Annotated in this window: 5 protein-coding genes and 1 CRISPR repeat array; of the genes, 1 reads left to right on the top strand and 4 read right to left on the bottom strand. The window is 65.5% G+C overall.

All coding sequences use genetic code 11. The annotated features are described in order from the left end of the window. Positions 1–81 precede the first annotated feature (81 nt). The gene (locus ABZV58_RS29550) at positions 82–1626 is read left to right on the top strand and encodes a recombinase family protein (protein WP_355003455.1); all 1545 of its coding nucleotides are present in this window, start codon (positions 82–84) and stop codon (positions 1624–1626) included. A 742-nt stretch (positions 1627–2368) separates the two neighbouring features. Further along, positions 2369–2762: a CRISPR direct-repeat array (repeat unit 29 nt; unit sequence GGACTCACCCCCACGCGTGTGGGGCGGAT). Between the two features lie 73 nt (positions 2763–2835). Here ABZV58_RS29550 and cas6e read toward each other — a convergent pair. From cas6e to casB, 4 genes are read right to left on the bottom strand one after another with little or no spacing between them, the layout of a single operon-like run. Beyond that, entirely contained in the window at positions 2836–3471 is a 636-nt protein-coding gene (cas6e, locus tag ABZV58_RS29545) for a type I-E CRISPR-associated protein Cas6/Cse3/CasE (protein WP_355003454.1), read from the bottom strand. Continuing rightward, positions 3468–4205, bottom strand: coding sequence for a type I-E CRISPR-associated protein Cas5/CasD (gene cas5e / locus ABZV58_RS29540; protein WP_355003453.1), 738 nt, complete (start codon positions 4203–4205; stop codon positions 3468–3470). The genes cas6e and cas5e overlap by 4 nt, the downstream gene beginning before the upstream one ends. After that, positions 4202–5347, bottom strand: a complete 1146-nt coding sequence (gene cas7e / locus ABZV58_RS29535) for a type I-E CRISPR-associated protein Cas7/Cse4/CasC (protein ID WP_355003452.1) — start codon at positions 5345–5347, stop codon at positions 4202–4204. Before cas7e ends, cas5e begins: the two co-directional genes overlap by 4 nt. Beyond that, positions 5344–6138, bottom strand: coding sequence for a type I-E CRISPR-associated protein Cse2/CasB (casB, locus tag ABZV58_RS29530; protein ID WP_355003451.1), 795 nt, complete (start codon positions 6136–6138; stop codon positions 5344–5346). Before casB ends, cas7e begins: the two co-directional genes overlap by 4 nt. Positions 6139–6154: the final 16 nt, after the last annotated feature.

Below are 6154 nucleotides of genomic sequence, written 5' to 3'. Positions count from 1 at the left end.
GCCGTTTGACGCCAATCGAATACGAGACCATCATGACCCCACCGGCCAGTCAGGCCGCGTGATCGAACCTGTCACCCGATCGTGCAGCAGTCCCTGCGTTCCCGGATCTTCCGTAACCGCTACGAAGCGGCGATCGTGGACTACCAGCTGAAGAGGATGGGTATCCGCCTGATCAGCGCCAAAGAGGACTTCGGCGAGGGACCGTACGCCGAAGCCATCGAGGGCATGGTCGACGTGATGAACCACTTCACCAACAAGATCCAGGGTCTCGACATCCAGGAGAAGCTACGGCGCAAGGCGGTTGATCTCGGCGGCACCATCTCCCGCGCCCGCCTGGGCTACCTGAACGTGCGGGTGGATCACGAAGGCACGCTGGTCAACTCCATCGCGGTGGACACGAATCGGGCACCGTTGGTGCGGAAGGCGTTCGAGCTGTACGCCACGGGCAAGTACCCGATCGAACGCCTCGAGGCAACGATGGCGGACCTCGGGTTGACCACCCGACCAACGAAGCGCTACCCGGAGCAGCCGGTATCGGGCAGCAAGCTGCACGACATGCTCAGCGACCCGTACTACGTCGGGTTCGTCGTCTACAAGGGCGATATTTATCCCGGCAGGCACGAAGCGATCATCACGCCGGAACTGTTCGAGCGAGCACAGGAGGTGATGAAAGCACGCAGCGGTCGGGGACAGCGGGACCGGGTGCACCATCACTACCTGAAAGGCTTCCTGTTCTGCGACCGATGTCACCAGAAGGAGCGCACCAGCCGCCTGATCTTCGCCGAGGTCACCGGACGAGGAGGAACGAAGTACCAATACTTCGTCTGCCGCGGGCGGGAAGATGGACTCTGTGACCTGCCGCATCTGCGCGTCGAACTGGTCGAGCAGGCGATTATCGAGCACTACGACTCGCTTGCCCTGCCCGGTGACTTCGTGAGCGAGCTGCGCAGCCTGCTGGATGAAACGCTCGCCGACGAGACCACCAGCGTCAAAGAACACCACGCCGCCCTACAGCGACAGCTGAAGAAGCTCGACCAGCAAGAAGACCGCCTGGTGATGGCGCTTGCCGATGACACGATGCCGACGGGCAAGATCAAAGCGAAGCTCCAGGAGATCACCATCCAGCGCGCCCGTATCGAGGCGGGACTGACCAACACGACCGCCGAACTGAGCCTCGGCGTCGAGATGCTGCGGGACGCACTGCGGCTGGTCGCCAACCCCCGCCAGCTCTATCACGACGGCACGGACTCGATCCGTCGCCTGCTCAACGAGACATTCTTCGAGCGGTTCTACCTGGATGACCCGGACGTGACCACGGACGAGAAGACACCACTGTTCACCGAACTGCACGATGCTCACCGTGCCTACCGGCATCAAGCTACAGCGGAGGCTACAGGCTTGCGGCTGGCAGCCGATCGAGGCGGGCACCGCCAGCTGAGCGGATCGAATGTTGGGCGACGGCGGAAGCGCTCGTCTCCCTCAGATCCAACCGCTGAACAGCAGGTCAACGGGCAAAATGCCCCCGGAAATGAGTCCGGTCTTACCCTTGCCAGTGTCTTTTCAGTCACTGGTTCAGGTAAGACCGCGCTGGTCGGGCTGACAGGATTTGAACCTGCGACCACTTGACACAGGTTCCATTACTTCGAACGTGTCTCATTGCCACCCAAAACTACTGGTTGGGAACATATTTGGATGCGATCGGACCGCTGGTCGTGTCTCGTGAATTCTCGATGTTTCGCGTTGAAAGTGTGAGATTTTGGTGAGATGTCCGGTGACCGTCGGCGGCATGCCCGCGCCGGCGCACCGTACGGTTCACCGACGAGGGCGAGGGCGGCACACTGAACGCCAGCACTACCACGCGTCCGCTGGCATAGCGCTGCAGAGATTGCGTCTGGTTAGGGCGTACCGGCAGGCCGCCGTCGGCGTGTCAATTCGCGCCACGCCGAACAGTTACCAAACACGGCTATCGTTCGGCAACCGCGCCGATCTTTTGGGCCAACGCGCCTGGCCGCAGCCGCGTGCTGTCGACGGCTCGTCGCCGACCGCCATTGCGGCTCGACCGCCTCGAGATCGGGTTGCATCGGGATCGCGACGATCGGCCTCGGGATGTCGAACTTGCCCCCATGGACTGGCTGATCGAGCCACGACGCGGAAGGGCTCGGACTCACCCTCCAGCGCGTCGGGCGAATGCAAATGAAGTGCGGCTCAACGGCGTGGAGACGACCACCGACGAATCACCCCCACGCGGCTGGAATGAACTGGTCTCCGTGGACGCCGAGCTAACAAACGGCGAGTTCTCGCGCGGTGTCGACCAAGCGCGGAGCGCTCATGCCCACGCGTGCGTCGCCGCGAGACTGCTTGCTGCCGGTGGACTCACCCCACGCGCGTGGGGACGACGTCGGATCGACGAGCGCGACTGAGATACGCCCGGGCTCACCCCCACGCGTGTGGGGCGGATAGCCCGACCGCCGTGGCCACGATGTTGAGGCCGGACTCACCCCCACGCGTGTGGGGCGGATTATCGGCACAGCAGGGCGAGGGCGGCGAGTCGGGACTCACCCCCACGCGTGTGGGGCGGATAGATCGTGTTGTTGTCCTTGGTGCCGATCGCGGACTCACCCCCACGCGTGTGGGGCGGATCAGATCACGCACATGCCCTCACCCGCGGGGCGGGACTCACCCCCACGCGTGTGGGGCGGATTTCAGATCAAAGTGTGACGGCTTTTCGTAGCCGGACTCACCCCCACGCGTGTGGGGCGGATACTTCTTGACCTGGGCGTTCAAGCGTCTGCGGCCAGGTTTCATTCACTTTCTGAGTGGGTGGTTGGTGTGTGGTCAGTGGTTGGCGGCGAGGCTGAGGAGTCCGCATCCGTAGGATTTGCCGCGTCCGATGCCGGTGGTGATGGCGTGGCGGAGTTGGTCGGGTTGGGTGATGGTGGCGGTGCCGTCGAATCGGGTGGCGGCGTGCCGGATCGGCGCGGTGGCTTTGTTTTTCGTGCCTCGGACGTCGTCGAGGTGGGTGGCGGTGAGGGTGTTGATGGTCAGTCCGGAGTTGTGGGCGCGTTGGACCCACCATTGGTCTGCGTCGGGGCCGCGTAGGACGCGGATTTTGCCGGGTTCGCTGTGTCCGCGGGGGTTGCGTTTGGTGGGGTTGCCGATGATCCGGTACCGCACGTAGGCGCCCGTTGTGAGGTTGTCGAGTAGCTGATCGAGGGTGCGGGTGGCGGCCTGTCCGTAGCTGGTGGGGAGCTTGGTCAGGTCGGGTGCGTGTTGGCTTTGGATGAGTAGTTGTGTGGTGGTGGGGGTTTCGTCGATGCGGTAGAGCAGCCCTGTCTGTTGGCGGGCGGTGTCTCCTAGGCCGTCGGGCATGAGTGTCATGAGGGTGCGGTGCAGTTCGATGGCGTTGCGCAGGTCGCGGCGTACGGCGGTGTCGCGCAGGTTGAGCTGGATGCGGGTCAGCCACAAGGTCATGACACTCCCATGTAGGTGAACAGGGCTTGCTGGTATTCGGCCGGGTTGGGTTGCCACAGCGTGTCGGGGATGTCGGAGACGGCTGTGGTGGTGGCAGTGCGGGTGAGGTAGCGGCGCCGCAGCGGTTCGAAACTGACTGGTATATCAGTGAGTTCGGTGGTGATGCCGGTATCGGTAAGGGTTTCGGTGACGATGTCGATGCTGGCGCGGCGGCGCGCGTTGATCGGGATTTGGGTGTGCAGGTCGGCGATCGGGGTGTCGGAGCGGCCGAGCAGTATCGGCTGCTCGGGTGGGCAGGAGCGGCGGCCGAGGTAGGGCTGCCAGCGTGGATTGTTCAGTGCCGCAGCCAGTTCGGTGAGTATCTGGTCGGGACCTTCGACCGCGATGGTGAAGGCGGCGTCGGACAGGTAGTAGCGGTTGGTGACGATGGTGCCTTTGCCGGGGCCGCGGCGTTTGCCTTCGGCGGTGGGCACGGTGTCACGGGGTTGGCGGCCGCCGCCGATGGTGTGGAAGTCGCGCAGCATCACCCCGGCCCGGTCGATGCGGACAGTGAACCGCAACTCATCGAAGGGTGTGAGCTGGTCGGGTTCGGTGCGGGGGATGCCGTGGGCGGAGGCGAACAGTCCGATCAACCCGGAGCGGGTGGGGAAGGGTTGTGTGTCGCGGCGGGCGAAGGCGCTGTGTTCGCCCCAGGTCTGCAGGGGCGCGGCCAGCCGCAACAGCAGTCCGCTCATGCGCCCGATTCCGGGTACGCCGCAGCGGTCGCGGACGCCAGCAACTCGTCCACGGCCTGGACCCGGGCACCGATCCCGGCGTAGGCGGTGTCATCGATGCTGGTGAATCCCGCGAACCGGACGACATCGCCGGTCCACATGCGACGCAGCCGGGTGGCATAGTCGGCGAGCTTGTCGCGCGAGGGTGCGGCCCAGCCATCGGTCTGTGCGCGCACGGGTGCTTCGAAGGCACCGGCCAGCGACACGGGGCGGTCGGCGCGGACGGTGAGGTGGATGAGTTCGGGCAGGGTCTGGGCGGCGGTGGAATTCTGTTTACCGGTGGGCACGGTGGTGGCGAACGCGGTCAGGAACGCGGCAACGAGTTCGCGGGCCATCGCGGTGTCGCCGCCGAGGTTGGATTCCAGGCCTTGCAGGTCGATGTTGGCGTAGCGGTAGAACACGCCGGCGGAGAACTCGGCGCTGTTCATGTGACCGCTCCCGCGAGAGGTGGACGGCACATCATCGACGGCGGTGAAGAAGTCGATCTGGGGTTCGGTGCCGTGGGTGGTGAACGCGTGTGCGACCTGGACCGCGCCGTCGACGTCACCGCCGGGCAGCTCGGCAAGCATTCGCCCGAGCAGGTGAATGCTGCCGTTACGGCTGGTCAGGATCGCGGCCACCTCCGCGGTCGGCAGCACCGCGACCGGCTTCTTCACCCCTACCTGCCCCTCGATCGCGTCGCGATGCGCCTCGGCGAGGTCGGCCAGGGCGTCGAGGGCATCGGTCGGCAGATACAGCAGCACCGAGCTGCTGCCGTCGGCTTCGACCGCAAGGCCGTCCTTTTTCGCGGAGGTGACCGCCGAACGCAGTATCTGCGCGCCAGCGGTGTCGGCGGCGTCGGCGCTCCATCCGCGGGCTTGCAGGCGCGCACTCACCTGCGGGGCGACGCGGCGGGTTCGCAGTGCCTGTGTGCCGGTGGCCTGCTCGACTGCGTGGCGGGTGACTCGCTTCCACGCCTGGCTCGAAATCCGGGTGCGTTCAGTACCACCGAAGATGAGGGTTTTCGGAGAGCCGAGGTCGTCGCGGTTGGCGTTGCTGTAGGGCATGGTCTGCAGCAAGTGGATGTCGAGGAACCGCGGAGCTGGGGCCAGGGTGGTGGTCATTGGCGTTCGTCCTTCACAGTGTCGGAGTCGATCTCGGAAGTCGTGGTGTTGTTTCGTTTGCGTTCGATCTCGGCGAGGGTGCGGTAGTAGTCCTGCAGCCACCGTTTGGTCACCTGGTCCCGGGCGCGGCCCCAGTCGGCCAGATCGATCAGCAGCCGCTCCCAGGCGATCAGGACCTGTTTCTCCCGGAGCTGGGCCACCAGCCGGGGCAGCTGCCGGTGCACCCCGTCGACGCGTTGGCGGCACACCAACTGCAGGCGCGCGGCCACCGAATCGGCATTGAGCAGGTTGTTCGCCACCGCGTTGGCCAGCGACACCCCCAGGCTCTCGCCCAGCAGCGCCCGCACATCGATGAACGTCACGGGCGTGGTCGGTCCCGCACTGGTGGCGTCGGTCTCGTTGACAGCTGATGTATCGGCGACGGCCGCGGAGTCGGCGACCGCTGAGCTCGGGTCGGTCGGGGCTTGCGTCCCTTCAGTCAAGGTCGTCTCGTCGGTATCGGGGCCGTCGTCGGTGTCGCCGGCATCGCGGGCGATGCGGGGTTGGGCGGCGATCATCGCCGCGATCGTGTAGAAGGCGCGTTCGGTTGCCCGGTCACGCTTTTCAGCCGGGGGCAGGTAGGGGGCGACGATGTGGTGGGCGCGGCGGGTTTGGGGGTCTTCGGGGGCATAACGCAGGCTGCGGCGTAGGCCGGCACGCTCTGCGGTGCTGGTGCGGTTGATCCGCTCCACCCGTTCGACGAGATTGCGGGCAGACGCGTCGAGCCGGTGCCGGGACTCGAGCTTGGACATGACGGTTCCCCTCGAT

It is taken from the genome of Nocardia sp. NPDC004654, assembly GCF_040609595.1.
GTDB lineage: Bacteria > Actinomycetota > Actinomycetes > Mycobacteriales > Mycobacteriaceae > Nocardia.
This window is presented reverse-complemented; position numbering and strand designations above follow the sequence as displayed.

Bases quoted from the DNA above. Each gene is read 5' to 3' on its own strand.
- cas6e (WP_355003454.1), bottom strand. From the start codon at position 3,471: ATGACCTTGTGGCTGACCCGCATCCAGCTCAACCTGCGCGACACCGCC.
- cas5e (WP_355003453.1), bottom strand. From the start codon at position 4,205: ATGAGCGGACTGCTGTTGCGGCTGGCCGCGCCCCTGCAGACCTGGGGC.
- cas7e (WP_355003452.1), bottom strand. From the start codon at position 5,347: ATGACCACCACCCTGGCCCCAGCTCCGCGGTTCCTCGACATCCACTTG.
- casB (WP_355003451.1), bottom strand. From the start codon at position 6,138: ATGTCCAAGCTCGAGTCCCGGCACCGGCTCGACGCGTCTGCCCGCAAT.